The 26403-nt window shown below is 59.0% G+C and carries 20 protein-coding genes and 1 riboswitch; of the genes, 9 read left to right on the forward strand and 11 right to left on the reverse strand.

The annotated features are described in order from the left end of the window. Positions 1-21 precede the first annotated feature (21 nt). The 6 genes from PKC29_04025 to coxB all read right to left on the reverse strand — a co-directional run bounded on the left by PKC29_04025 (position 22) and on the right by coxB (position 4938). Positions 22-528, reverse strand: coding sequence for a Rieske 2Fe-2S domain-containing protein (locus tag PKC29_04025; protein ID HML94581.1), 507 nt, complete (start codon positions 526-528; stop codon positions 22-24). Continuing rightward, positions 503-838 carry a hypothetical protein gene (locus PKC29_04030; GenBank protein ID HML94582.1) on the reverse strand — a complete coding sequence of 112 codons (336 nt, stop codon included), beginning with the start codon at positions 836-838 and terminating at the stop codon, positions 503-505. The genes PKC29_04025 and PKC29_04030 overlap by 26 nt, the downstream gene beginning before the upstream one ends. Before the next feature lie 61 nt (positions 839-899). Beyond that, the gene (locus PKC29_04035) at positions 900-1742 is read right to left on the reverse strand and encodes a cytochrome c oxidase assembly protein (protein ID HML94583.1); all 843 of its coding nucleotides are present in this window, start codon (positions 1740-1742) and stop codon (positions 900-902) included. Between the two features lie 29 nt (positions 1743-1771). Beyond that, positions 1772-2323 carry a cytochrome c oxidase subunit 3 gene (locus tag PKC29_04040; GenBank protein HML94584.1) on the reverse strand — a complete coding sequence of 184 codons (552 nt, stop codon included), beginning with the start codon at positions 2321-2323 and terminating at the stop codon, positions 1772-1774. Then, positions 2316-4004, reverse strand: coding sequence for a cytochrome c oxidase subunit I (ctaD, locus tag PKC29_04045; GenBank protein HML94585.1), 1689 nt, complete (start codon positions 4002-4004; stop codon positions 2316-2318). The genes PKC29_04040 and ctaD overlap by 8 nt, the downstream gene beginning before the upstream one ends. Next, positions 3997-4938 carry a cytochrome c oxidase subunit II gene (gene coxB, locus PKC29_04050; GenBank protein ID HML94586.1) on the reverse strand — a complete coding sequence of 314 codons (942 nt, stop codon included), beginning with the start codon at positions 4936-4938 and terminating at the stop codon, positions 3997-3999. The genes ctaD and coxB overlap by 8 nt, the downstream gene beginning before the upstream one ends. A 232-nt stretch (positions 4939-5170) precedes the next feature. Between coxB and bamA the strand changes: the two genes are divergently transcribed. After that, a complete protein-coding gene (gene bamA / locus PKC29_04055; GenBank protein ID HML94587.1) occupies positions 5171-7027 on the forward strand; it encodes an outer membrane protein assembly factor BamA in 1857 nt (618 codons plus the stop codon). Between the two features lie 3 nt (positions 7028-7030). Here the strand turns inward: bamA and tatB are convergent, their stop codons facing one another. Beyond that, positions 7031-7306, reverse strand: a complete 276-nt coding sequence (gene tatB, locus PKC29_04060; GenBank protein HML94588.1) for a Sec-independent protein translocase protein TatB — start codon at positions 7304-7306, stop codon at positions 7031-7033. A 258-nt stretch (positions 7307-7564) separates the two neighbouring features. Between tatB and PKC29_04065 the strand changes: the two genes are divergently transcribed. Continuing rightward, the gene (locus PKC29_04065) at positions 7565-8560 is read left to right on the forward strand and encodes a zinc-binding dehydrogenase (protein HML94589.1); all 996 of its coding nucleotides are present in this window, start codon (positions 7565-7567) and stop codon (positions 8558-8560) included. A 62-nt stretch (positions 8561-8622) separates the two neighbouring features. Here the strand turns inward: PKC29_04065 and PKC29_04070 are convergent, their stop codons facing one another. From PKC29_04070 to PKC29_04080, 3 genes are all read right to left on the reverse strand, one after another. Then, entirely contained in the window at positions 8623-10101 is a 1479-nt protein-coding gene (locus PKC29_04070) for a hypothetical protein (GenBank protein HML94590.1), read from the reverse strand. A 27-nt stretch (positions 10102-10128) separates the two neighbouring features. Next, complete coding sequence (locus PKC29_04075; GenBank protein ID HML94591.1) at positions 10129-11379, reverse strand: MFS transporter; 1251 nt, start codon at positions 11377-11379, stop codon at positions 10129-10131. Between the two features lie 161 nt (positions 11380-11540). Continuing rightward, positions 11541-14009 (reverse strand): HEAT repeat domain-containing protein, encoded by a 2469-nt coding sequence (locus PKC29_04080; GenBank protein ID HML94592.1) that lies wholly within the window; start codon positions 14007-14009, stop codon positions 11541-11543. A gap of 333 nt (positions 14010-14342) precedes the next feature. Here PKC29_04080 and PKC29_04085 point away from each other — a divergent pair, with 333 nt between their 5' ends. The 3 genes from PKC29_04085 to PKC29_04095 all read left to right on the forward strand — a co-directional run bounded on the left by PKC29_04085 (position 14343) and on the right by PKC29_04095 (position 20441). Then, positions 14343-14720: a hypothetical protein gene (locus PKC29_04085; protein HML94593.1), complete on the forward strand. Its 378-nt coding sequence runs from the start codon at positions 14343-14345 to the stop codon at positions 14718-14720. A 107-nt stretch (positions 14721-14827) separates the two neighbouring features. Continuing rightward, positions 14828-14919, forward strand: a riboswitch (cyclic di-GMP riboswitch). 170 nt (positions 14920-15089) lie between these two features. Then, positions 15090-19847, forward strand: coding sequence for a tetratricopeptide repeat protein (locus PKC29_04090; GenBank protein ID HML94594.1), 4758 nt, complete (start codon positions 15090-15092; stop codon positions 19845-19847). A gap of 75 nt (positions 19848-19922) precedes the next feature. Beyond that, on the forward strand, positions 19923-20441 hold the full coding sequence (locus tag PKC29_04095; GenBank protein HML94595.1) for a hypothetical protein: 519 nt from the start codon (positions 19923-19925) through the stop codon (positions 20439-20441). 26 nt (positions 20442-20467) lie between these two features. Here the strand turns inward: PKC29_04095 and hisS are convergent, their stop codons facing one another. Then, the gene (gene hisS / locus PKC29_04100; protein HML94596.1) at positions 20468-21718 is read right to left on the reverse strand and encodes a histidine--tRNA ligase; all 1251 of its coding nucleotides are present in this window, start codon (positions 21716-21718) and stop codon (positions 20468-20470) included. Between the two features lie 172 nt (positions 21719-21890). Here hisS and PKC29_04105 point away from each other — a divergent pair, with 172 nt between their 5' ends. The 4 genes from PKC29_04105 to PKC29_04120 all read left to right on the forward strand — a co-directional run bounded on the left by PKC29_04105 (position 21891) and on the right by PKC29_04120 (position 26354). Next, positions 21891-23054 (forward strand): glycosyltransferase family 4 protein, encoded by a 1164-nt coding sequence (locus PKC29_04105; GenBank protein HML94597.1) that lies wholly within the window; start codon positions 21891-21893, stop codon positions 23052-23054. A gap of 83 nt (positions 23055-23137) precedes the next feature. After that, positions 23138-24343 (forward strand): DUF3943 domain-containing protein, encoded by a 1206-nt coding sequence (locus PKC29_04110; GenBank protein HML94598.1) that lies wholly within the window; start codon positions 23138-23140, stop codon positions 24341-24343. 84 nt (positions 24344-24427) lie between these two features. After that, positions 24428-24673 (forward strand): hypothetical protein, encoded by a 246-nt coding sequence (locus PKC29_04115; GenBank protein ID HML94599.1) that lies wholly within the window; start codon positions 24428-24430, stop codon positions 24671-24673. A 166-nt stretch (positions 24674-24839) separates the two neighbouring features. Continuing rightward, on the forward strand, positions 24840-26354 hold the full coding sequence (locus tag PKC29_04120; GenBank protein ID HML94600.1) for a DUF3943 domain-containing protein: 1515 nt from the start codon (positions 24840-24842) through the stop codon (positions 26352-26354). Positions 26355-26403: the final 49 nt, after the last annotated feature.

Consider the following 26403-nt stretch of genomic DNA (forward strand, 5'->3'; position numbering starts at 1 on the left):
GCTCCATCTCCGGAAGTGCATTTACGCCGTCGTAACAGGTATCGGGCTCGTCAGTATCTCGACCTGTCCGTTATTTATCCTGACAGGATACTGGTAAAGCCCCCTCGGAGGCGGCCCCGCGGCGACGGAGCCGTCCTCGTAATAAACCCCGCCGTGGCACGGGCACATAAACAGCTTCGCCCCGGCTATCCACCTCACGGGACACCCCAAATGAGCGCAGTTCACCGAAAACGCGATAAAGTCGGACTGCCCGGCCCTTCTCAGCCATGCGGCCGTCTCGGCCGTCACTCCTGCCCACGGGAGCGGCGAGGAATCTATGAATTTGACCAGCACGGTCTCCCCCTGGGTGAAGCTCTCCGCGAGGCCGACGGGCCTCCACTCGGGCGGCGGCTTCCTGAATATGGGCTCCAGTATCGAGCCGATTATCGGAATCGCGACGAGCGCCCCGGCGACGCTGCTGAGAACGATGCCGAGCCTGACGAAGAACTGCCTCCTCGTACATTCACTCGTTCTGGTCTTTTCGCTCATCTCTGAGATCTCCTATCCATCCTATAAGTGCCGCGACGAATAACACGAATCCTATGAAAAATAATATGACGATAGTGCTCAGGACCTCGTTGAACCCCACGGCCAGCCCCCACATCATGAACGTTATGCCGAGGGCCATTATAGCGGGCCAGTATCCCGGCGACGGCAGCCTTTCGGGCAGGGGCCTGTGCCATCCGGGAGGGATGCCCTGGCGGGCGACTTCCCTTTCTACGTCCTCGTAGCTCTCCGGATGCCCGAGGCTCTGCGCCGCGGCCTGCCCGGGGGCCTGAAATTCGCTTCCTGAGCTCAACGTCCGTCCTCCATGTTGTCTCTTCGTCCGCAATTTTCTTTCATCGTGTTATAGGGCTCGCTCAAACCGTTTTGCCCTCGCCTGGCAGAATCCCGCCGCTGTGCGCTGCGGCCTCTTCGTCCGCTTCGGGGGACCTGTACCACTGGGCCAGCGTTATCATGCTCGCTGTGAGGTATATAAGGCACCCCGGCACCCACATCGTAAGGCCCGCTATCTGCTGGTCGACGCCGGGCGTTATGCATAGATCGTTTCTCAGGTACGGCAGTATCCCGGCCGAGTCCGCGGGATTGAGATAAGCCGGGTACATCCCCGCGCCGGCGAACGTCAGCAGTATTCCGAGTACCGTGCATGCGAGGCACGCCGAGGCCAGGTAGAGGGTCGAGCGGAGGTGCGTCAGCCTCCGGGTCTTCACCGGTGCGAACACCGGCCACCAGAACACTATTCCTATGAGTACGAAGCTCACCTGCTGCGCCGCGTAAAGCCTGTCGCTCGCTATTGCCGCGTCGTGAACGGACGGCACGTGCCAGAGCCACATCGAGCCTACCCCGAGCGTCCAGGCGACGATGGGGTTACCGAGTACGCCCATCACCGCCCCCGCGGGCCTCCACGAGAGCGCCCTTTCGGCCGCGCCTTTGGGTATTCCGAACAGTATGAACAGCGGAACGACGAGCAGGAGTAATATGTGCTGGGTCATGTGGGCGCTCAGGAGATAATTCCTCCCGAGGTGCCCGAGGGGGGAGACGACCGCCAGCACCATGAGCGCGACTCCCGCGCCGAAGAGAGCCGTCCGGCCCCTGTCTTTAAGGCCGCCCGCCGCAATGAAAGCCGCCAGGAACAAGACCGCGAGCGCTATAACGCCCGGCTCGGGCGACCAGGCTTTCATGAGGAATTCAGATACGTTCATTACGCTTCCCCTCCGGAATCCCGTTCAAATCATAAAAACGCCCAGAGATATATGACCGAAAAAACCACTATCCATACGCCGTCCACGAAGTGCCAGTATAATGAAACGCATTCGACGGCGTCCGATTTCGGGCCCTCGAAATCCCCCGCGAGCGTGAGGCCGAGGAGTATCGAGAGCATTATGAGCCCGACGCACACGTGAAACCCGTGGAATCCGGTAAGTGTGAAAAACGTCGAGCCGAATACGTTACTGCTTATAGTTATGCCGCGCCCGAAGAGCCCGAACCACTCGCGCGCCTGCCCGAATATGAATACCGCGCCCAGCACTATCGTCGCGAAAAGCCAGAACTTCAGCCCCGAGCGATTCCTGTTCTTAAGGCTCTTCCCGGCAAGCCATACCGTAAAGCTGCTGGCGAGCAGGAATATGCTGAATATTCCCGTTACGTAGGGGTCGAGGCTGTTTCTCGCGTCCGGGCCGGTGGTGACGGAATTGTGAAAGTTGACGTATGCCAGAATGAGCATCAGGAAGAAGATCGACTCCGACGCGATGAAGAACTTTATTATCATCCGGTTGTTAGCCATTTGGTCCCTCCGTCACTATCTTCGCGTTGGGCTCGTCCGGCGAGTCGGGGTGCGCGAGGTCCCAGAGCGGCCTCCTGCCCCTTACCGGCGGGACCAGCTTGAAGTTATATACAGGGGGGGGCGAGGTGGTGGCCCATTCGAGCGTCCACGCCTTCCAGGGGTTGTCCCCGGCGGGCTCGCCTTTCCTCAAGCTGACTATGATGTTCCATATGAAAACCAGGACCGAGGCGGCGATTATGAAAGCGCCTATGGTCGATATGAGGTTCATCGACCCCCAGTAGGGCAAATCGTGATACGTATAGGTTCTTCGCGGCATCCCCATTACGCCGAGGAAATGCTGGATGAAAAAGGTCATGTTAAACCCGACCACTGTAAGCCAGAAGTGCCACTTGCCTAATGTCTCCGACATCATACGCCCGGTGAATTTCGGGAACCAATAGTAAACCCCCGCGAATATCGCGAATAGAGAGCCGCCGAATATCGTGTAGTGGAAGTGGGCGACTATGAAGTAGCTGTCCGTGACGACCCAGTCTATCGGCACCGACGCTATGGCCACGCCCGAAAGCCCGCCTATGACGAACTCTATTATAAAGGCCGTCGCGAACAGCATTGGCACGGCGAAGTTTATCCTCCCGCCCCACATCGTCGCCACCCAGTTGAGCACCTTTATGCCCGTAGGTATGGCGATGAGCATGCTGGCGAGGGAGAAATAGGCGTTGGCTACGTTCCCGAGGCCGACGGCGAACATGTGGTGCGCCCAGACGCCGAGGCTTAAGAGCCCTATCGCCACCGTCGAGGCCGCCACGAACTCGTAGCCGTATATCGGCTTTCTCGAAAAGACCGGAATGACCTCCGATATTATTCCGAACGCCGGGAGTATGAGTATGTAAACCTCGGGGTGCCCGAACCCCCAGAAAAAGTGCTGCCAGAGTATCGCCGAGCCGCCGAAGGACGGGGTGAAGAACGTCGCACCCAAAAGACGGTCGAGGAGGAGCATCGCGAAAGCGGAGGTGATGATGGGCATTACGAATACGAGAAGTAGCGACGTCACCAGTATCATCCACACGAACAGCGGCAGCCGCCGCATCGTCATCCCCGGCGTGCGCATCGTCAGTATGGTTACGACGTTGTTGAGGCCGGATATGAGCGAGCCGATGCCGGATACGAGAAGTCCGAGCGCCCAGTACGTAGGCCCGTTGTTGAGCGAAAACGGCTTTTCGCTTAGCGGGGCGTACGCGAACCACCCGACGTCGGGCGCTCCGCTCTGTGTGAAGAAGCTGTAATAAAGGAGTATGCCGCCGAAGGCGAACAGCCAGAAGCTGAGCGCGTTAAGCCTCGGGAACGCCATGTCCCGCGCCCCGATCATGAGCGGCACGAGATAAACGCCTACGCCTATGAGGAACGGCATGACGACGAAAAATATCATCGTCGTTCCGTGCATCGTGAAGAGCTGGTTATACATCTCGGGCGAGAGCAGCCCGCTTCCGGGCTTTGCCAGCTGGGCCCTTATCATCAGCGCTTCGAGGCCGCCTATGACGAAGTAAATCAGCGTGCCTATCAGGTACATGATGCCGATCTGCTTGTGGTCGATGGACGCGACCCAGCTTAGGAGCCCGGTGTTCTCGCCGAGCCCCGGCAGGGGCTCCGTACTTTCCGGCACGATCGGTATTCTGCTACTCATCCAGCGCCTCCAGGTATGCGACTATTGCATTCACCTGCTCGTCTGTAAGCTTCATGTTCGGCATCAGCGATCCCGGCTTGTACTTCGCCGGATTCTTGAGCCACTTGGCGAGGTTGTCCGGCGTGTTGGTCAAAACGCCCGCGCCTATCGTATCGCGCGTCGCGAGATACGTGAGGCTCGGCCCCACGCGCGCCGCGGCGGGGGTGCCCGCTATCGTGTGACAATTCATGCAGGCGACCTCCTGGAATAGCTTCGCCCCATCGGCTGCGATTCCGGCGGAAGGCGTTTCGGGTATACGCGCCTGCTCGCTGAGCCACCCGGAGAATTCCTCCTCCGTCTGGGCGATCACCCGTATGCGCATGTTCGCGTGCTGCGCCCCGCAGAACTCGGCGCACGCCCCGAGATAAACCCCGGGCTCTCCCGCGACTATCCACATATAATTCGGATGCCCCGGGACGAGGTCTATCTTCCTTCCGAGCTCGGGCACCCAGAAATCGTGTATGACGTCGATCGATTCCAGCCTCGCCAGGAGCTGCCTCCCCGCGGGGAGGTGAACCTCGTTCGCCGTTATGACACCGGATTCGGGGTAGACTATCTCCCACCACCACTGGTGCCCTATTATGATAATGTCGGGTTCCCTGTCGGCGCTCGGCGGATCGACGGCCCTCATCGTCGAGCACGTGAGTAAAAAGAGGACGGCTACTATCGCTACGGGTATCAGCGTCCACGTGATTTCGAGCTTGAGACTGCCGAAATCCTGGTAAGGCTCGCCCTCCTCTCCGGACTTTTTCCTGAACCTTATTATGATGTAGGCGACGGCGATCACTATGATGCCGAGGATGACTACCGAAATGGCTATCGTATAATAGGTCAGGCCAGCCAATACTTCCATTTGTGGAGAGCTTGGATTGAAGAGGCCGCCTAGGTTTTTCATGTTTTTACGAGTGAGTGAAGTTTAGAACGACAAGCCACGCCAGACATAGCCATTATAAAGACACACGGAGGTTATTGTCAACCCCCGCAGCGCCGAAAACATTATTACTTCCGCGATATTTTAACTCATATTCGGATGTTAATTTGTGGTATTATCATGCATAATTATCACGCCCCGCGGGATTGAAACGTAGTTTCGTAAGCAGTCTGAATAACGCAGCCTTGTCTTCCAGATGAATAAAGTCAATTTAATACTCCTTCTGATTTTATATCTGACCCTTCTACACGATATCCGTCATCCCGCCTTCGCAGCCGAAAAAACAGGCGATGACAGCGAGGCTTCCGAAACCCAGCCCGAAGAAGTCGCGGTACGCATATCGAAGGTCAAGATCAAGGGAGCGAAAGCCGTATCCAAGCAGGACATAGAGCAGAGCATAGGCACCGAATCTCCGTCGATAAGGTTCTGGGTCAAAAAGCCCGAGTTTAACGAAGAGGTCCTCATCGACGACATGGTGAGGATAAAGCGTCTCTACGCGAGCCACGGCTACTACGACGCCGAGGCCACTTACGAGCTCAAGTACAACGACGACCACACCAGGGTGGAAATAACGATCAACATCAAGGAAGGCGAGCCCGTGATTCTCACCGAGCTCAGCATCGGTTACGAGGGCGACCTTACCGACGAGGTCAAAAAAGACATCGATAAGGCGGTCCCGCTCAAGGTGGACAAAACATTCTCCCCGGTCGGCTACCAGCAGACCAAGGGCGCCATAGAAGAGATACTCTCCAACGAAGGGCATCCCAAGGCGGTCGTCGAGGGCGAGGCGCTCGTAAACAGGAAAGAGAAATGGGCCAGGGCGAAGTTCGTGGTCAAACCCGGGCCCGTTTATACGTTCGGTTCGGTCACGGTCATGGGCAACGCCGAGGTCGAGAGCTACGTCATATCCAGGGAGGCCACCTTCAAAAAGGGCGACATCTACTCGCTCCAGAAGATAAACGAAACCCAGGCCAACATCTTCCAGCTCGGGCTCTTCAGGTCCGTCGTCATCGACCCGGTATACAACGAAGAAGACCACGTCGCCGACATAAGAATAACCGTCAAGGAGAGAAAGCAGGGCTCGGTCAAGTTCGGCGTCGGGTTCGGCACCGAGGACAAGCTCAGGGCCCAGGCCATCTGGACGAAGAGGAATTTCTTCGGCGGGGGAAGGAGGCTCGAGGTCGCGGGCAAGTTCTCCTTCATAACCCAGAGGCTCGAGACGAGCGTCCTTCAGCCCTACATACTGGGCAGGGATTCGCAGCTCACCGGGTCACTCAACTTCCAGAGGGACGACGTTCCGAGCTTCGAGGGCGAGAGCTTTCTCACAACCGCCGAAGTGCAGAAGGACTTTCGCGAATACTACTCCGCCTTCGGCTCGTTCAACGTGCAGCTCTCCCGGGTTCAAAAAAGCGCACGCCGTACGCCCGAGGAGAAAAGCCGCGAGAACTTCTTCCTGACGTATTTTAACTCCGGTCTCGAGATGGACACGACGGACAACATCCTCAACCCGACGCGCGGGTTCGTCATCGCGGGCGGCCTCGAATCGTCCTTCCGGGCGCTGTTCTCGGACGTCAACTACTTTAAGGGCACGGTCGAGCTCAGGGGCTACAAACGGCTCATGCGAATCATCCTGGCCTCGCGCTTGACCGTCGGCGTCATACAGCCCTTCGGCTCGACGGGCACGTTCGACATACCTATATTCAAGAGGTTTTTCGCCGGCGGCAGCACGAGCATGAGAGGTTTTCCGTTCCAGAAACTGGGCCCGCTCAGCCAGGGCGGCGATCCGCTCGGCGGCAATTCCCTGCTCGTCGGGAGCTTCGAGGCGAGGTTCCCGCTGTACGGCGAGTTCGGGGGCGTCGTGTTCCTGGATTATGGAAACGTCTATTCCGACGAGTGGGAATACGATCTTTCGAGGCTGAAATACGCGCCCGGCGTGGGGCTCAGATACGATACGATCATAGGCCCCATAAGATTCGACGTCGGCTATGCGCTCAATCCCGAGCCGGGAATAAGAAGGGTGCAGTTCTTCATCAGCATAGGTCAGGCTTTCTGAGGATCAGACGCGCGAGTTGCTCGTGGGGTTATCGAGAGGCGCCCCATCGCCGGCCGCTTCGGCTTCTTCTGTTTGGGCCTCTCTTTTCGCGAGCTCCTGCTTTGCGTCTTCTTCGTTTATCTCGAACTCTATGGAGCTTTTGAGCTCGTTCTTTGCCCTTTCGAGCTCGCGCATGCCTCTCCCGAGCGTCCTTGCTATCTTGGGGATTTCCTTCGGGCCGAGTACGAGGAGCGCTATGACCAGGATTATCAATATCTCGCTGGTTCCTATGCCGAACACGGTCCGTGGGCTCCTTCGCTGGGTGTAAACATGCCTTCTCCTGTAACGTGAAAGGCTACCCTATTAGCCCCGCATGTTCAATAAATCCGCGGGGGCGTATAAGGGGAGGGAGACCGCTCCGGCGCGCCGCCGCGGGCGTGTTTTCCGCTGCTTTTTCCGTGTCCTGCGGGATGCCGGATCTCCGATTCACTACAGTTTTTTAACGAATGTTGTAAAATGAACGGGTAACCGAAAATACAGAAATGAGAGGTGGCGCATATGAAGGCAATCCGTTTTCACGAATTCGGAGAAGTCGAAGTTCTAAAATACGAGGACGTACCCGACCCGGTAATCGGAGACGACGAGGTTCTGGTGCGCGTGAAGGCGGCTGCCCTGAATCACCTCGACCTCAGGATAAGGTCCGGTAAATCCCCCCGGCCCGTGGACCTCCCCCACATCGGCGGCGTCGACATAGCCGGCGACGTAGAGGCTGTCGGCAAGAACGTCACCGACATAAAACCCGGGGCCAAGGTCGTAATCGACCCGACTGTGAAGACCCCCAAGGGGCCTATGGTCGTCGGCGTCAACTTCTACGGCGGGTTCGCCGAATACGTAAAGGTCCCCGCTGTGAACGCCGTTCCGATTCCGGACGAAGTCTCGTACGACGACGCGGCCACGCTGCCGATATGCTACGTCACGGCGTGGTACGGCCTCTTCGACAGGGGCAACATGCAAAAGGGCGAAACCGTTCTCGTTCACGCGGCGGGCAGCGGCACGGGGAGCGCGGCCGTCCAGATAGCCAAGGAGGGCGGCGCGTTCGTAATCGCCACGGCCGGGAGCGACGAGAAGCTCGAGAAGGTAAAGAAGCTCGGCGCAGACGCGACCGTCAACTACAACACGCATGACTTCGCCGAAGAGGTGAAGAAGATTACGGAAGGGAAGGGCGTCGATGTCATATTCGACCAGATAGGCGCGTCAATATGGGAGAACAACCTCAAGTCGCTCAGGATGAAGGGAAGGATTCTTCTCGTAGGCGTTGTGGGAGGCGGCCAGACGACGTTTAACTTCGGCCCCGTAATCGTAAGGGACCTTTCCGTCCTCGGCGTAACAGTCTTCAACGCCCCCCGGAGTAACCTCATAAACGTCATTAACCTCGTATCTCTCGGGAGGCTCAGGCCGGTGATAGACAAGCGTTTCCCGCTGTCCGAAGCCGCCGCCGCGCAGAAGCTCCTCGAAGACAGGAGCCAATTCGGGAAGGTCGTTCTCAACCCCTGAATCCGAACCCTGAAGCAGGGTTCATTCACGGAATTCGCCGCGCCTGTACGGGCGCGGCAGGCTCAATCGATCTCTTCTTCTATTACCCGGCGAAGATATTCTCCGCCCCGGGGAAGTTCTACCGTCTTCGCCGATAGTGACTCGAACGTCATCCTTCCGCCATCCCGCCATAGTCCCTTGAGGAATTCTCCTGCCCCTGGCACCCTCCACCACTCCTCGTCGAATCTCTCCTTCAGATAACTCGACAGCGCCGGGGCCGCCGCGGCGCCCCGAAAGACGGATGAAGGCCGAACCGGCATGGTCAGCGGCCCGAGGTATCCGCCGACATCTATCCTGCAGTGTAGCGCCGCGCTCATTATCCGCCCGTAATGTTCGGGCATGGATTCGGTTTCGCTGTTTTTGAGGAGGTCCGCCTCGTAGATCGAAAGCCCCGCGACGCGCCTCGCCGACATAAGCCGCCTCAGTCCGAGAAGCCTCCTGAAGTCGCCGCCCTCGTCTACTCTCAGATATTTCGCGAGCCACTTCGGCTCGTGCACGAGGTTCCTGAAGAGCGAATCGAAGACGGATTCCACCACGGCGTCCCTGAGCCACCTGAATTCCGCGTAATCCTCGCGCTCGGTGAACATGCAGGAAAGCATCCGCCCCAGCGATCCCAGGAAATGCTCGTAGTCCCGTATGGAGCCGACGGTATATATGGAGAGTCCCGCCCTCAAGGGAGGGTCGAGCGGCACGGAAAAACCGTCCGAAATCTTGCCGGGTTTCCTCTCGCCGTCGTACGTGATTCCGCCTTCCGGCGCAATCCCCGGGGCGTCCAGTATCGGCCGCGAGAAAGAGAGCATGTCGCGCGTTCCGAAATAGCCCTTGAGCTCGCCCGAGTTAAAGAAAAAGGCGAGGTCGTGCTCCTCGGCCCGAGGGAGCTTGAGCTCCATTCTCCTGGACAGGAACCACGCGAGAAGGTCCCTCGAAGCGTACTCGGTATCGGAAAGAAACCCCCTCGCCGCTCCCTCGCCGCCCGCACCGGGGCCCGCCGTCTTTTCGGCGAGCTCTCCGTAATCCCCGAACCCGAGGGCCTGGGCGGCTTCCGTAATTGTATCGAGCTTCTTTCTAAGGAGGGCGTTCAGCTTTCCGAGCGAGGGCTTCGCCGCCGCCGCGGCGAGCTCCCTTTCGCCCCGCTTCGGCTGCCTTACGAGCTCCCCGTGGAGTGACTTTAACGAAAATGTCTTCCCGCCGGACGAGAACGCCCCCGACATGACGCCTTGGATGCCGTCTTCTACCCTGGCGCTCCGCGAAAGCACGAACGCATGCGCGAGGAACGAAGCCGCGAGTCTCTTTCCCGCGGCGGCCTCTCCCCCCGCGGGCTCCGAGCTCCATACCGACTGGAAGAGCTCCCTCTCGCCGAAGTCCGGGAATCTCCTCATGATCGCGGCAAGGCCGTCACCCGGTTTTCCCCCGCCGGAAAATTCCCCGAACAGCCACCAGGAAAGCTCCTTCAGTAGCCTTTTGCCGGAATTTCCCGTAAGACGCTCTAGGTATCCGCTCATCCGGCCGTTCCCTCCGCCGCCGCGTTTCTACGCGGTCTCCGTTTTATGACTCGGCGTCTTGATTATAAACCCTCCGGCCGCCGCGAGGTAGCAGCAGAATATCGTGAATATGAACGGGTAGTGGTAGCTCCCGAGGACGTCGTGGATGTAGCCCGCGAGTATAGGCCCGCCTATGGCGGCGATGGAATACGACGTTCCGAATATGCCGTATATGGTTCCGAGCGTGCCGAGCCCGTAGAATCTCCCGAGGAGGGTAGGGAATATGGGCACCCACGCGCTGTAGAAGAATCCGAATATGAATCCGAAGAGATAGTACGCCCATATATGGTCGATCGTCAGGAGGAGGATTATAGAGCTCCCCTGCGCCAGGAAGCATATGAGTATCACCTTCCTGAATTCGAGCACTTCGGCCAGGAGCGACGAAAGCACGGTCCTCCCGATGATGCTCCCGAGCCCTATCGCCGCCGGCGGCCCGGCAGCGGCTATGGCCGGTACGCCTATGTCTATCATGTAGTTGTAGAACTGCGTCACGATTATGAGGAACGTCGTAAAGCCGAGGAAATACATCGAGTACATCACCCAGTATGTCGGCGTCGAAAGCGCTTCCCTCACCCTCCAGTCCTTTTTCGGTGCGCCCGCGCCTGCGCCCCTTTCGATATCCTCCGCCGAATTCCCGGGCTTCATGCCGTAGGGGAGGAGGTTCACGTCTTCGGGGCGCGACCTTAACACGAAGCTCGCCATCAGCACCGTGAACATCAGCCCGCCCAGGGCGAAGAGGGCGTTTCTCACGCCGAAATCGTTTATCAGCCATGCGGTAAGGGGGTTCGTTATGAGCCCGCTCAGGGGAACCCCGGTCGTTATGATCCCGATAGCCAGCGGCCGCTTCCGGACGAACCATCTGCTTACGAGCGCGACGCAGGTTATGTAAAGCACGGCGTCCCCGACTCCTACCATAAGGCCGTAAGATAGATAGAGCTGCCAGCTCGTGACCGCCAGCCCCGCGAATATCATTCCGAGCGCGGCTATCGATCCTCCGCCGAGGACGACCGCCCTCGGGTCGAATTTGTCTATGAGCCTTCCGGCGAGTATGAAGGCCGGGGCCTGCACGAGTGACCTGAAGGAGAAAATAGACGAGCCCGTGGCGCGCGAGAGCCCGAAGTCGTCGTTCAGATAGGGGAGGAATACCCCGAAAGAGTAAAGCAGCATCCCGTCTAAAATGATTATCAGGAGAGAGGCCGCGACTATATACCAGCCGTAGAATATCTTTTTACCGAACATAAGAACTACCCGTTAACCCTGGAAGGGCTTCTCCTGCTTCGTCGCTGAATGGTTCTTCCGGCCTCTTTGCCCGCCGAGGCCGCAGAGCCGGGTAAGGATACCTGAAAACAGGATTAATCGAGAGTCCGGCGCCGCCCGGTGGATTTACGAGGTCTCGGTTTCTACCCCTGCACCTTGCCTATTTTCTCGTTGACTGCGTTCGCCTGGCTCTCGAACCGTCCCGAGGCAAGCGCCTCCCGGGCCTTTTTCAGAAGTGGCAGATCTTCCTTCGTCCATTCGCCAGCTTCGACCACGGCCGCGATTTGCTCGACAAAGGCTTCCCTCGCCTTCTGGTTGCCCGAGGTGAGGTCCCAGCTTGAAAGATAAACGCCGAGCACCTCGCCCGCATCGGTTCTGTCCATATCGGCCGGTATCTTCCCGCCCCCGATGCCGGCCCATTTTATGGCTGCCTGCCCGGAAACCGACGGGGGTTCTGCGAAATAAACGAGGAGCCTCGTATCCGCGGCCGCCTTGGTCTCGGAATAAGTCGCCCCGAGTATGATAGGGATCAGATCTGGGGAGAACGGTCCCGTTTCGCGGAGTGCTTTTCTCGCCGTCATCCTCACGTAGTCCTTGTTCGCATAAAGCGCGCGGGCCGCGACCACGGCCTCGCCCGAGGCGGCATGGCCCATGCTGCCCAGGGATTCGAGGGCAATGGTCAGGGGCGTTATTTCGGTGCGGTTGGCGTCGTCGAGGCTCTCTATGTAGGACGCGAGACGCGGGGCCTGCGAGGCGGCGTCCGGGCCTATTTCACCGAGAGCCACTGCCGCCAGGTTGCGAACTTCCGGTTTTTCGTCTTCCAGCATCGGCGCTATTCTCTCGGCCCTTATCTTCGGATGGCCGCTCAGACGGGCCATCGCTCCGACGGCGGCGAGCCTGATCTGCGCCGATTCGTCTTTCAGCAGCCCGGAAAGCGTATCCAGGAGCTCTTTCGAGCCGGAGCCCGTCTTTCCGAGGGCGCTCGCGGCCTCGGCCCTGACCTGTGCGTCTTCGTCCTTAAGACGTTCGAGCATCTTCCCGGTTTCTCCGTCCGCGAACTTCCCCATGCCGCCGAGCGCTTTCAGCCCGATAATCCTTATGGCGGGATTCGGGTCGTTCAAAAGCTCCGCAACCTGCGGGGCGTATTTTCTCGACGGCGCGCCCATTTCGCTGAAGATATACAGGACAGTGCTTCTCTGCTTGGGGTTTCTGGCTTTCAGGAGGGCTATCAGCTCGGGCGCCTGTCCGCCGAGCTCGTCTCCCATTCCGGCGAGCACCGTCGCGGCGGTCACCTGTGATTTTCTATCCTGGCTCTTCAGCATGCCTACTATCACGCCCGCCGAGTCCCCGAGGGGCACGCCCATACGGCTGAGCGTGGACAGTGCTTCTCTGCTTACCGCTGTGTTCTTGTCCGTGATAAGCTTCTTTATCTGCCCGGCCTCGCTCTTTCCTGCATCTCCCATATCCCCCAGGGTCTTGATGGCCGTAAGCCTGACCATCGGGGAGTCGTCCTTCAGAAGCCCGGCTATATTCGGCGCGTACTCCCGGGCGTTCCTCCCCATACCGCCAAGAGCCGTTATCGTGCTGACCCTGGTCTGCGGGTTGGTGCTCCGGAGGTATCTGGCTACGAGGCCCGCCGTGCCGCTCTTTGCCTTTCCTATCGACCCGAGCGCTCTGACGGCGGATCCGCGTAAGTTCGAATTCCTGGATTCGAGGAACCCGGCAACCTGCATCGTCTGCTCATCGCTGAGGTCGCCGATTCTTCCGAGCGCCTTTAAAGCCTGAAGAACCGTATTCGAGTTCTTGTCTTTGAAGAGCTTGGCTATCTCCCCTGCGTATTGCTTCGACGACGGGCCGAGGTCGCCGAGCGCCGCAGCCGCCCCCGCTCTTACGGAGGGATTTTCGTTGTTAAGCATTTTGGCTATTTCCGCCGAGTGCTTAACGCCATCGGGTCCCATCTTTCCGAGAACGCTCATGCCCGTGACTTTTTCTTCCGGGCTTTCCCCCCGCATCATGTCGAGTGCGGCGGGGGTGATCATATCCGCATACTCGCGGTTCCGGGAAAGTATCTGGATAGCCTTGGCCCTGACGAGGCCGTCCTTGTCGTCAAGGAGTTTTATTATTACGGGTATCTGGCCGCGCTCGAGCTTGCCTATTCCGGCAAGCGCCGTGACCGCCGGGTATCTGAGGGACTTGTCTCCGTTTTCCTTAAGATTCTCTATGACCCCCGGGGCGAACTTCGCCGAAGAAGCGCCCATTTTGCCGACTGCGCCGAGGGCGGCTTTCCTCATCGCCGGGTTCTTGTCCGTGAGAAGTGCGTCGAGTCCGGGAATGTCGTCGGGGTTGCCCGTTTCCGCAAGCTCGGAGACGGCCTTCTCCCTTACCTTCTCGTCAGGGTCCGAAAGGGCTCTTTTCAGCCCCTCTATCTCCCATTCCGAAAGCGGTTTCTTTTCGTCCCCCATTGAAAGGGAAAGAATTTTCTCCGCGGCTCCGGCGGAAAGGGGGTTAAGTAACAACAGTGCGGCCATGCATACGAGCAAAAGCGGCAGAATCCTATGCCGTGCGAATGCCCGGGCGCTTCTCTGGCCGAAATTACACTCTGGGACGCTCATCTTTTTCCTCCGTCTGGACAGTGCGTGATTAAAGCGGGTGGATTCAGGAATAATCGTGATCCGAATTCTTGCGGATATCCTGTGTCTTCAAGTATGATTTTATCCCCAAAGCTTCTTCGCTACCTTACGCCGGACCGTGAAAAGTCCATCCAGAAAATGGTATCCTATCTCTCCCTCCAGTCAAACGATTTAATTCGGTCTATCGGCGTCTCCGGCGCGGCGCGGTAATTTCCTCCCTTCTTGCCGTTTAACCCGGCCGGATATTCGAGTATTATGTTTGTCGGGACACGGGCGGGGTTCCAAAAGAGACCAGCGAATGGAGGTTTGGCACAATTGGATGCTTCCGATACGAAAGGCATGTTCGATGTAGTCAGGGGCGGTATTTCGAAGGGGCTCAGGATCGTTAATATAAGGTCCAGGGAAGCCTATGATACGCTCAAAATAAAAAATAAAATCAGAGAGCTCAATACCAGGCGCCGGAGTGCGGTGCTCGACATGGGAAATACCATCTACAGGTCGTATAAACACAAGGGGCAGATAAGCGTAGACATCGCGCGTGAAAAATGCGAGGGTATCGAAAGAATAGACGCCGAGATCGTCTCCTGCGAAGAGGAGCTCGATCTTATACATTCGAACGCACAGAAGGCCCTCGGCAGCCTCAAGGCGCTTTCCGGCCCCGACAACGGCCTGGAAGAGAAAAAAACCGAGTGATCCCGCCGAGCGCTTCTGAAAGTAGCCTCTAACATTCAAATATTATTGAAATATTGACATTGAGACCAACCGGCTTTAGATTTGGTCTAGGTAGGGTTTTGATCCCTTAACCGAAAAGGCAAACCATCCGAAAGGGTGGGACGCAAAGCCTCGGGCCTGGGTGTGCCGCAAAAGCCGCCCTGGCGGCCGGGCTGCCGAAGCGGGGACAAGACAACGTCCTTTTACCGTCAGGGGGCACGTGGTGACGGCGTCCAGCATGTCCCTCTTTGGATATCCGGGAATTATTCCCGGTCTTTTTTTAATACCGGGCCGGCTCGGAATCGTTTAATTTCCGGTCCGAAGGCCCTGAATACGGTTTGAGGACGGGATATGTCTGACACTGATTTTCCGGGCCTTCTCGCGGCCGCGGATTGGAAAAGATATCTCTCTCAAGAGAGCGGATTCAAATGCCTCATCGCGGGCCCCGGCGCTTTAGCCCGTGAGATCGAGTCGGCGCTCGGGTCTTCCCTTTTAAGGCTCGGCGTCACGCCCGCGCTACACCTAACCCCCGGTTCGCTGAACGGCTTTGAAGCACTCGCGGTAGAGTCCTTCATGGGCGTCGTAATCTTCGGAGACGACGGCACCGAAGCGTCATTCTACGAGTACGGCTACCTGAAAGGCTCGGGAAAGACGACGCTCGCATTCTCCGCCGGAAAAGAAACGGGCGGCGAATCCGCCGATGGATCCGGCCTTCGGCTCCCTGACGGTTTCTTTTCCGGATACCTGGAGGAAAGGCTTTCAGAGAAGGTAATAGCCCGGATACTGGAATCCGTCCCCGGCGCCCTCGCCCGTTACATGACGGCATGCGCTGTCAGGGATTCTGAAGGGCGCCCGACCGGAGACGTATCCGGGCTTTCGGAAAGACTCGCCTTTCCGGATTCCGGCGATGGCTTATCTCACGAAGGGCTGGTTTCACTCGACAGGGAATTTTCGGAATGGAGTGAGCATAACGGGATTGCCGTCCCGCCTGAAATACTCCTGAGGCTGGCCTTTCTATACACCCGGACTCTCGAAAACGGTCCCGGCGCAGGCGCATTCGCCGAATGCCGCGAAAGGGCGCTCTCCATATACGAGTCGATGATCGCGCGGGGTTGTGCGGGCCTGCCGGGGGCGCTGGCCCGGAAAAAGCTGGCCGACGTCCTCCTCTTTTACCCCGCCGCTCCGGACGGCGGAGGCACGGAAAACATCGAAAGGGCCGAGTCGCTCTACAGGCAGGCGCTCGGCATGACCGATCCCGGCGTACACTCCCGCGAAAGGTCTTCCATGCTGAACAACCTCGGGCTGGCATTGGCCATGCTCGGGGTCTCCATCGGCTCCGGTGATTACGTAAAGGCCGCGGCCGATTCATTCGCCGCCTCTCTATCCGAGGGCGGGCCCGGGTTCTCCGCGCATGAAAAAGCCATAGTCGATCTCAATCTCGGCGCGGCTTATTCGGCGCTCGGTGAATACGGGCCGTCGGTCGGGCATCTGGTCCCGGCTCTCGAATTCTATAACGAGTATGAATATCCCGCCGTAAACACGGCGCTGAGACGCACGCTCGGCGCCGCGTATTCTGCGCTTGCGGACGAGCGCCTGGGTGAGGGGGACATGGAAGGGGCCGCGGGGTATCTCGGAAGCGCCGCCTTCGCCTACCGCACGAGGTCCCTTTCGGGCGAGCACGCACACGTAAGGGCCAGGGAGGGGCGCGTGCTTTCGGATCTCGCCCTGGGCAATAACGACTGCTCGCGCGCCATTCAGGCAATCGATTGCTATAACGACGCATCGGATTACTACGGTAAAGCCGGGTGCGATGAAGAGCACGGGCCCGTGCGGGAAGCCCTGTCCGCGCTTTACGAATTCCTCGGCGGCTACGAAGCGCCGACGCCGGATCAGGCGCTAAGGGCGTATGCCGAAATAGCCGATGCCTGCGCCGACGGCGCATCCCCCGCGGTATACGCGCGCGCCATGGTCAAGCTTGGCGGCATCTACGAGGCCCTCGCGGCCGAGGAAGACAGGATCTACAACCGCGAGAAGGCTATAGAGTCCTATTTCAATTCCCTCGCGTATTACAACCTCGAAAACAGGCCCGAGGAGTTCGCCGCGATGAAAATCCGGCTCGCCGGAATCTACAGGGATCTCGCCGCGCTCCTCGAAGAACCCGGCCTCTATAACAGGTCCATTTACTCGTGCCGCCAGGCTCTCAGGGTTTATACGGCCGAGTCGGTCCCCGAAGTGTACGGGGAGCTCATGGCCGACATAGGTGAGGCGTGCGGCGCGCTCACCGTCCTCGAGGGCGGCGGGGATCATCTCCTCTGCGCCATGGAGGCCTACGAAAGCGCTCTCGGCGTGTATCGGGCCCTTGGCGGAGAGGAAGCGAGCGCCGGTATCCGGGACAGCATATGCGCACTCTATCCGCTGCTCGAAGGCATTTGTGAAAAAGAGCCCGGGAAAGCCGCATCCGTATGCAGAAAATACCTTTCTCTTCTCGGTGAGTGGGCGGGGCCGTCTCTCCGCGCCGGCGTTCTCGAAAAGCTCGGCGACGGCGCCACCGGGGCGGTATGGGAAGTGAGGAATAAAGACAACTATATAAAAACCGTAGAGATTTACAAGGAAGCCCTCGGACTCATCCAGCAAGACCCCTCTTCGGGTGGGTTCGAGAGGCTCTCCTTTAAGATAGGCAGCGCATACAAAATACTCGCCGAAATTGAAGCCGCCGAGGGCAATCCCGCCGCGGCCGCCGAATATTACGACGAGGCGTTCGTGTATTTCCCCGAGGAAGCGGCCGAGGCCGAATATGCCGCCGCGGGTAGGGTGCTGGGGGGCTCGTTCAGGCGGCTCTACGAGGCCGGGGGCGGCGCGGACGACTGCAGGAAAGCCATCGCCGCTTTCTGGGAAGCGCTCAAATACGACGAATCGTCCGGCGGCGGCGAAGGGCGCGGCGAAACCGCGGAAGCGCTCGCCGGTCTCTATACCTCGCTTGCAGAGCTCGAAGAAAGAGAGGGGCGGGCGGGCGAAGCCCTCGAATGCTACGCCGAGCTCCTGTCCCTTTACGATCCGGATAGGTTCCCTTCGGAATATGCCGAGGCCCAGCGCCGGATAGCGGGATTCTATACGAGGCTCGCCGAAACCGAAGACAGGTCCATAAACCTCGGGCTCGCCATAGCTTCCTATAAAGAAGCGCTTTCCTATTATGCCGAATCCGGGACGGAGGCCATACGATGCGAGACGGCGGGACTGGTATCGGCCCTGTACCGCGCGCTCGGGGGCTGTCCCGACGCGTCGCCCGATATGAAAATCGGATATTACCAGGAGGCGATATCCTACGGGGATGCGTCCCCTTCCGTGTACGAATCACTGGGAATGGCGTACATGGCGGCTGCCGGCGGCAAGGACGCTGCCGGCAACCTCCAAAAGGCGGCGGGCTGTTTCCGAAAGGCTCTTGATTCGGACGGCCTCATGCGTGGCTCGCCCGAATACGGGCGCGTTCAGGCTTCGCTCGGGGCTGTGTACGAAGACCTTGCCGCGAAGACAGGCGATACCGAATTCTCGGCCCGCGCGCGCGAGGCGCTGGCGGCCGCGCTCGAAGCATTCCCCCGGGATGGATTTCCCTCCGAGCACGAGGATCTTTCAGAGAGGCTGGCCGCGCTCGATGTTTCAGGGGGCGAAGCCTCGGGCGAAAATACCGCTCACGCCGAATCCGGCCCCTGGCATACCCCGGCGGAATCGTCCGCCTCCGGCCGGAACGCTTCGGCCGGTGAAAAACGCACGCCGGGGCGGGGATCCCGTTTGGACGGCGTGCACAAAGCATGTCCGGTCTTCTATGAAGAGGACATTCCGGAGGATACGGCGGCAGCGGTCGAACACTGCCGGAAGAGGCTCGGCGAGGTATCCCAAGCGGACTGCCCGAAGGCTTACGCATCCCTTCTCTACGCGCTCGGAAAGGCGCACCTGAAGCTCGCGGCCCCCGGTGGCGGCCTCGATAACTACCTCAAGGCTATAGATTCGTTCACGCAATCGCTCAGGGTATACGACGTCAACGGCAGCCCGGCCGAATACGCCGAGATCAGAAAGCAGATGGCTCTTGCCTATTCCGGCCTCGCGAGAACGAACGGCGACCCGGACTATTATGTCCGCGCCGTAAGGGCGTTTCGCGAAGCCCTCGAATTCTATACATTCGAGCGTTGCCCCGAGGCTTACGGTTTCATAAAAAGAAACCTTGCCTCGGCGTACGAGGGGCTCTCGGCCGTATCCGACAAGATCGCGAATCTCGGGCCGGCCGCCGCAGCCTACGAGGAGGCCCTCAGGCACTACACATACGACCGGTTCCCCGAAGAGCATGTGGCGATACTCGTAAGCCTGGGGCCTATATACCAGCTTCTCGCCGAGGTCGTCGACAGGGCGGTCAACTGCAGGAAGGCGATAGAGTGCTACGACATGATTCTTTCCGCCTGCAACCTCGAAGACCATCCCGAGGAGTACGCCGGAGCGCTCAACAACCTGGGCGTCGTCTACAGGATGCTCGCCGCGCACGAGGACAAGGCCGAGAACTGCACGCGCGCCCTCGGATGCTATGCGCGCGCTCTCAAGGTCTACACCGAAAAAGATTATCCCGTACAGTACGGCTCGACCAAGAACAACGTCGGCCTCGCCTACATGACCCTTGCCGACGCCAGGGACAGGGAGTCCAATTGCAAGGAGGCTCTCAAGGCCTTCGAGGACGCGCTCAGGGTGAGGACCATTCAAGGCAGCCCGATGCAGTTCGCGGCGACTCAGAACAACCTCGGGATCGTCTACAGGATGCTGTCCGAGATAGAAGACAGGGCGCGGAACTGCAAGAGGGCGATCGACGCCTACGAAACGGCGCTCATTATTTACTCGGCAGACAAGTTCCCGCTCGAATACGCGACTACCCGCAACAACATCGGCGGGGCGTATTCCACGCTGGCCGAGGAAGAGGACGCGCTCGCCAACTGCGACAAGGCCGCCAAATCATACCGTGAAGCCCTCAAGGTCTTCACGCGGGACCGTTTCCCGGGCCCTCACGAAGTCGTTAAAACCAACCTCGAACGCCTGTTCGAATTTTACGGGAAAGACCTTCCCGCGCACTGACGTTGCGAAGGGCGGGGCGGCAGCCTGTATCTCCGGATTTTTACATTCGGCCCGCTTCGGAATATATTAACGATATTGAAGCTCGTTCCTTTTCTTCTGATTCTGCTGTTCTTCCTTCTTTCTCCGGCGCCGGGCCTCGCCGGGGGCAAGGAGACCCTCGTCGATATTTCCGGCGTCGCCGTCATGGTGGACGAAGTCTCGGCGACGGCCAGGGCCGACGGCCTTCTGGAGGAGGACATTAAAGCCCTCGTCATATCGAAGCTCGAAAAGGCGAACATAACGCTCCTCGAAGACAGGGAATGGTACAGCGTCTTCGGCGGTGCGTATCTTCTCGTCGAGGTCATAGCGAGCAAGTACGAATCGGGCGCCTCTTACGCCGTCTTCATCGACCTCGAGCTCCATCAGACGGTCGTTCTCTTCGGGAAGAGGCTGGGGCGGAATATAACCACGGCCGCCCCCACGTGGTCCACGGGGAAGCTCCTCTCGTGCCCGGCCGACGGGATCAAGGCCTGCGTCGAAACGAGCGTCGGCGAGCTTGCCGACATGTTCGTAAAGGACTATATCGAAGTGAATTCGGCGAAGAACGCTAAATAATTCCTTCGCCTACGTACCCGGAAAAATCAGAACGAAAGCGTGGGAGCGGCCTCGATGTCGACCTCCTCTTCGGAGCTCGTCTCCATGCGCCGGAGCTTCACCTTCCCCCGCGAAAGCTCGTCCTCGCCTATGATGAACGTATATCCGGCCCCCGATTTGTCGGCGCGCTTGAGCTGGCTCTTCAGGCTCTTGCCCCCGTATTCCATCTCGGCCGGGACGCCCCTTTCCCTGAGGGCGGCCGTCAGCCTGAAGGCCGCCGTCTCCGTTCCCTCGCCTATGTATGCGACGAATACCTTTATCTCCCTCCGGAATCCCCCCGGGTGCGCCTTTTCATGGAGGAGCACGAGCCTCTCCATGCCCGTGGCGAACCCGACGGCGGGGGTCCCGGGGCCGCCCAGCTCCTCGACGAGCCCGTCGTACCTCCCCCCCGCGGCGACGGCGTTCTGCGAGCCGAGCTCGCTCGTCGTCACCTCGAACACGGTCCTCGTGTAATAATCGAGTCCCCTCACGATCTTCGGGTTTATCGTGTACGGCACGCCCGCGCTTCCGAGGTATTCCCTCACGGCCTCCAGGTGTGCGGCGCACTCATCGCAGAGGTTATCTATCATCTTCGGCGCACCGGCCGCTATCTTCCTGCATCCCTCTTCCTTACAGTCGAGTATGCGAAGCGGATTTGTCTCGAGCCTCCGCCTGCAGTCGGGGCAGAGCCTCTCCGCCTCGGGCTTAAAGTAAGCGACGAGCTTTTCCTTATACTGCGGCCTGCAGTTCCGGTCCCCGAGGGAGCTTATCTCCAGGGTGAGCCTGTCCGAAAGCCCGATGCTTTCGAGGAATTTCCAGACCATCGTTATAAGGTCTGCGTCCGACGCCGGGTCTTCGGGGCCGAGGAGCTCCGCCCCTATCTGGTAAAAACCCCTGTACCGGCCTTTCTGCGGCCTCTCGTGCCTGAACATCATCCCGCCGTACCAGAGCTTGCTCACGGGGGATTTGGCGTGCATCGAGTTTTCGACAAAAGCCCTCACGACCCCGGCCGTTCCCTCCGGGCGGAGCGTTATGGACGAGCCGTCCCTGTCGGTGAAGGTGTACATCTCCTTTTCGACTATGTCCGTCGTAGTCCCGAGGCTCCGGGCGAATATCTCCGTGAATTCCAGCACGGGGATCCTTATTTCCGAAAATCCGTAAAGGTCGAATATGCGCCGGGCGCTATCCTCGATGAACTGCCATCTTCTTATTTCGTCCGGCAGCACGTCGTGAAATCCCCTGGGTGTTCTCGTCTCCATGATATTCCCATTTAATATAACGGCTTTCCGCCCGGTTGTCGTTCCGGCGGAGGGACTTAAGTATATACAGGCCGGGGCTCCGTTTCTAATCCCGGCGGCAAATCGTTACATAAATCCCGGTCTATTAGTCAACGCCGTATATTGCACATATACTTATGCCTCTGGAGGCATTATGAGCCGGGAAAATCCGGGCAGCTCCCCGAAAAAGCCGCGCCGGGCCGCCTACATAGGCAGCCCCGAGCTCTTTTCGAGGGGCGCGAGCGCTATACACGTCATGAAGATGTGCCAGGCTATGGGCCGGCTCGGCATCGATACGGATCTCATCCTGGCAACGCCCGGGCGGACGCCTGACATACGGGCCTATTACGGCGTCGATTACACGTTCAAAATAATCCAGTTTCCCTATTTTAAAAGCTCCTTCGCGAGAAACGTGCTCCACGGCGTCCGGGCCGGGGTGTATACGGGGTTAAGAAAGGGCCGGTACGACATCACGGTGACAAGGAACATAATCTACGCCTTTCTCGCCGCCGGGGTCTTCGGCGTCCCGGTGGTGTACGACGCGCACCACCCGCTCGTCACCGGGGCCCGTCCCCTCTTCAGGGCGATCAAGGATTCGCCGAATCTCGTCAGGTTCTCCACCAATACGCGCGGCCTGGCGGACATATACCTCGATGAGGGCCTCCCGCCCGAGAAGCTGGTCGTCGCCCATAACGGAGTAGACCTCGAACGGTACGCGAACCTCCCCGGAAAGGACGAGGCGCGCCGGAAGCTCGGGCTTGCCCTCGACAAGGATATAATCTGCTATTCCGGGAATATATACGAAGGCCGTGGCATAGAGCTCCTCGTGGACGTCTCGCCGAGGCTCCCCGATGCCAAGTTCCTCATAGTCGGCGGGCGCGACGAAGACGTCCTCCGCTACAGGCAGCTCGCGTCCGAAAAAAACGCCCCCGGCATCAAGCTCACGAGCTACGTCTCGCACGACCTCGTCCCGCTCTACCTCGCCGCGGCCGACGTCCTCGTCATGCCGTACACCTCGGCCATGACAATAAGGGGCGGGACAGTGGCGGCCGACTTCACATCCCCCATAAAGCTCTTCGAGTACATGGCCTCCGGGAGGCCCATAGTGGCGACGTCCCTTCCCTCGGTCAGGGAGATACTGAGGGACGGCGAAAATGCGGTCCTCGTGCCGCCCGACAGCGAAGACGCCCTCTACGAAGGCCTTTCCCGCGTCCTCCGCGACGGCGCTCTCGCCGCCCGGATAGCGTCGGGCGCCCTTGCCGACGTCCGCGGCTACACGTGGGAAGAGAGGGCAAAAAAACTGCTCGGCTTTAAATAAAGCTTTTAATCCGCCCGCCATGGGGTATCTTTTTCTCAACCCGGCGCAGGCCGTCATTCCGGTTTAAGAAACAGGATATCGAGTTGAGTTTAATTCGCAGACTCTTAATCGTGCTGCTCGCGGCGCTGTTTCTGATTCAGGCCGCCGTTGCGGACCAGGTCGAAATAAGGGACATCTTCGATTACGCATTCTCGGGTGCGGCTTCCCCCGGAGCACCCGCGGACGCCGCCGGAGATGATTACGACGATTACAAAGGCGCGGCCCCTCCGGACGGCGGTGCCGGAGACTCGCAAAAGCTCGGCGCCGGAGCCTTTCTCCGTGACACGGCTCTCTCATACACCTTCGTCTGGGCGGCGCGGTTCTTTTACGTAAGGAACAAGAACAGCAGGATCTTCGATACTTCCCTATCAAAATGGTGGAACAACGTCACACAATGGCCGGAGTGGGACGACGGGGATTCCTTCTTCACAAACTGGGTGACGCACCCCATAATCGGCTCGCAGCAATACCTCTACTACAGGGCGATGGGGCACGACTTCTGGACGTCCGCCCTGGGCTCTTTGGTTCAGAGCTTCCTCTGGGAATATACGGTCGAGGGGCTGGTCGAAACCCCGTCACTCGCCGACCTGGTATCCACGACGGCGGTCGGAGTCCCCGTCGGCGTCGTGCTCGAAGAGTCGTCCGACTGGCTCGTATCAACGGATTTCGTCCCGGCGAAAATACTCGGCCACGTGCTGAACCCGATGCGGAATTTCATTCACGACAGGCAGCTCGGGGTCTATAACCCCCTCTCCAAGACGTTCATGACGCTGTCCGGGCCGATCGATTTCGTTCCCGCAAGGGACGTCGCCATAGACCTCGCCTATCCGATGTACCTCGAAGGGCCCATGCCCATCGGGAGGTTCGGAGTCGATCTCGAGATCGTAAACCTCGAGGGCGACCTCGGCGGCGAGCTCATATTCTATTCCGCGCGCGTAGACGTGCCCTCGAAGAGCCAGCTCTGGGGGCTCTACGTCCAGATAGCGCAGTCGGGCTTCAACTCCCTTTCGGTGGATGGGGAGAAGGTAAGGGACGGCTTCGAGTTCGCGAATATGAAGGCGGGCGGAAAAGCCATACTGTACAAAACGAGCGGCTCCGTATTTTCCGGCGGCCTCGAGCTTATAATCCCGACTTCCTACAAGGACAACCTGGGCCGTCTCGAAACACTTCTCCTCTTCAGGAGGAACTTCCCGGTGAACCTCCAGAAGGCCTGGACCGTGGCTCCGTATCTCTCGGCCGCCGCCTGGTAGGGGCCCTTCAGCGTTCAGGCCACGGCTTCGAGCGGTTTTATCGCCAACGCGGGCGAGCTCGAAGGAAACGGCTTCGAGTACAGGGTGAACTACGGAGCGGCCGCCGGGGTGAACATCCCGGTCATTGCCTCTCCCGTCGTCTTCGCGGAGCTCGACGGATTCTCTGTCCCGACGGCGAAGACCTTCAAGAAGACAGGTCTTTATATGTCCTCGGGCGTAAGGCTGGGGAGGAGGGTGAGCCCGGGATTCGCCGTCCAGCTACCGATATACGGGCCGGACAGGAAAATCGACAGATTCAGCTACAAGTTCGATCTCCAGGTCAGGTTCTAGCGCCGCCCGACTCTTATTTTTCAGTCTTATCCGGCCGTTACTAACTTCTTTAAGTCAGATGTCGTCATAAATAATATTTCCATTGTCGTGTTTTCGGTGTATCTTAGAGTGCAATTCTTTTCCTGCGGACGCCCGCGCGGAGAGGACGAGGATAAGAGGATCATAGGTGAGGTTGCTTCAAAAGTGCATTCTTATTCTGCTGGCGGTCGCTATCGCCTCAAGCGCGGCAGCCCGTGAAGAGGTTCGGGTAGAGGATCTCTTCGAGTATGCAAGGACGCCGGAGGCCGGGGCTGAAAACGGCGAAGGCGAAGGTGCGCAGGAGCCTCCCGCCGTCGAGGAGGTAACTCCCGAAAAGCTCGGCTTCAAGGAATTCGTCCGCGACAGCGCGATAGCATACACGGCTACCTGGGCGGCGCGGTTCTTTTACGTAAGGAACAAGAACAGCAGGATCTTCGACACGTCCCTCTCGAAATGGTGGAACAACATCTCTCAATGGCCCGTATGGGACGACGGGGATTCGTTCTTCACTAACTGGGTCACGCATCCGATCGTAGGCTCCCAGGACTACCTCTTCTACAGGGCGATGGGGCATTCGAGGTGGGCGTCCGCTCTCGGCGTGGTACTTCAAAGCACCATGTTCGAATACACAGTCGAAGGGCTGGTGGAAACCCCTTCGCTCGTCGACCTCATTTCCACCCCCGGTGTGGGCGTCCCCATGGGCATTATTCTCGAAGAATCCTCCAACTGGCTCGTCTCGACAGATTTCATCCCGGCGAAGATCCTGGGCCACATACTGAACCCGATGAGGAATTTCATTCACGACAGGCAGATCGGGGTTTACAATCCGTTCTCGACGCAGTTCATGTCCATAAGCGGTCCGCTCGAATTCGCGTCCGGAAAGCCCGAGGCCATAGACCTCGCCTATCCGTTCTTTTTCGAGCAGCCGTTCCCGCTCGGGCGATTCCGCGCCGACCTCGAAGTCGTGAATCTCAAAAAGAATATGGGTAACGGCGAGTTTATTTTCTATTCCCTGCGCGTAGACGTTCCGTCCAAGAGCCGCTTGTGGGAAGTCTACGTCCAGATAGCGCAGTCGGGTATCAATTCGCTCAGCGTAGACGGGGTAGGGCAGAGGGACGGCTTCGAGTTCGCGAACGTCCTCGTCGGTGGAAAGCACATACTATTCAAAACGCACAGCTCGATACTCTCGGCCGGCCTCGGCCTGATGCTGCCTACGTCATACAAAGACAACGTGGGCCGTCTCGAGACACTTATTCTCTTCAGGAGGAATTTCCCCATCAATCTCCAGAAGGCGTGGACGGTGTCGCCTTACCTTACCGCCGCCGCCTGGGGCGGGCCGTTCAATCTTCAGGCGATGGTACAGAACGATTTCGTTCTCAACGCCGACGGCCTAGAGGGGAACTCGTTCGAGTACAGGATAAACTACAGCGCAGCCGCGGGGGTCAATATCCCGGTCGCTGCCTCGCCGGTGCTTTTCGCCGAGTTTAACGGCTACTCGCTTCTCACGGCCGATACGTTTAAAAAAACCGACCTCTTCGTAACCGCCGGCGTCCGGCTCGGGCGCAAGTACAGCCCCGGTTTCGCCATGCAGTTCCCCCTGACGGGGCCCGACAAGAGCATAGACAAGTACAGCTACATGTTCGATTTCCAGGTCAGGTTCTAACCTGTCTTTTTCTCGTCACCCGGCCGCGGTCTATTCGCGGCATATACAT

The organism is Thermodesulfobacteriota bacterium (assembly GCA_035325995.1).
Classification (GTDB): Bacteria; Desulfobacterota_D; UBA1144; order Nemesobacterales; family UBA2774; genus JADLGH01.

What these genes read in the sequence shown, in the direction of transcription:
- PKC29_04025 (HML94581.1), bottom strand. Translation starts at nt 528, where the DNA reads ATGAGCGAAAAGACCAGAACGAGTGAATGTACGAGGAGGCAGTTCTTC.
- PKC29_04035 (HML94583.1), bottom strand. Translation starts at nt 1,742, where the DNA reads ATGAACGTATCTGAATTCCTCATGAAAGCCTGGTCGCCCGAGCCGGGC.
- PKC29_04040 (HML94584.1), bottom strand. Translation starts at nt 2,323, where the DNA reads ATGGCTAACAACCGGATGATAATAAAGTTCTTCATCGCGTCGGAGTCG.
- ctaD (HML94585.1), bottom strand. Translation starts at nt 4,004, where the DNA reads ATGAGTAGCAGAATACCGATCGTGCCGGAAAGTACGGAGCCCCTGCCG.
- coxB (HML94586.1), bottom strand. Translation starts at nt 4,938, where the DNA reads ATGAAAAACCTAGGCGGCCTCTTCAATCCAAGCTCTCCACAAATGGAA.
- bamA (HML94587.1), top strand. Translation starts at nt 5,171, where the DNA reads ATGAATAAAGTCAATTTAATACTCCTTCTGATTTTATATCTGACCCTT.
- PKC29_04065 (HML94589.1), top strand. Translation starts at nt 7,565, where the DNA reads ATGAAGGCAATCCGTTTTCACGAATTCGGAGAAGTCGAAGTTCTAAAA.
- PKC29_04070 (HML94590.1), bottom strand. Translation starts at nt 10,101, where the DNA reads ATGAGCGGATACCTAGAGCGTCTTACGGGAAATTCCGGCAAAAGGCTA.
- PKC29_04075 (HML94591.1), bottom strand. Translation starts at nt 11,379, where the DNA reads ATGTTCGGTAAAAAGATATTCTACGGCTGGTATATAGTCGCGGCCTCT.
- PKC29_04080 (HML94592.1), bottom strand. Translation starts at nt 14,009, where the DNA reads ATGAGCGTCCCAGAGTGTAATTTCGGCCAGAGAAGCGCCCGGGCATTC.
- PKC29_04090 (HML94594.1), top strand. Translation starts at nt 15,090, where the DNA reads ATGTCTGACACTGATTTTCCGGGCCTTCTCGCGGCCGCGGATTGGAAA.
- hisS (HML94596.1), bottom strand. Translation starts at nt 21,718, where the DNA reads ATGGAGACGAGAACACCCAGGGGATTTCACGACGTGCTGCCGGACGAA.
- PKC29_04105 (HML94597.1), top strand. Translation starts at nt 21,891, where the DNA reads ATGAGCCGGGAAAATCCGGGCAGCTCCCCGAAAAAGCCGCGCCGGGCC.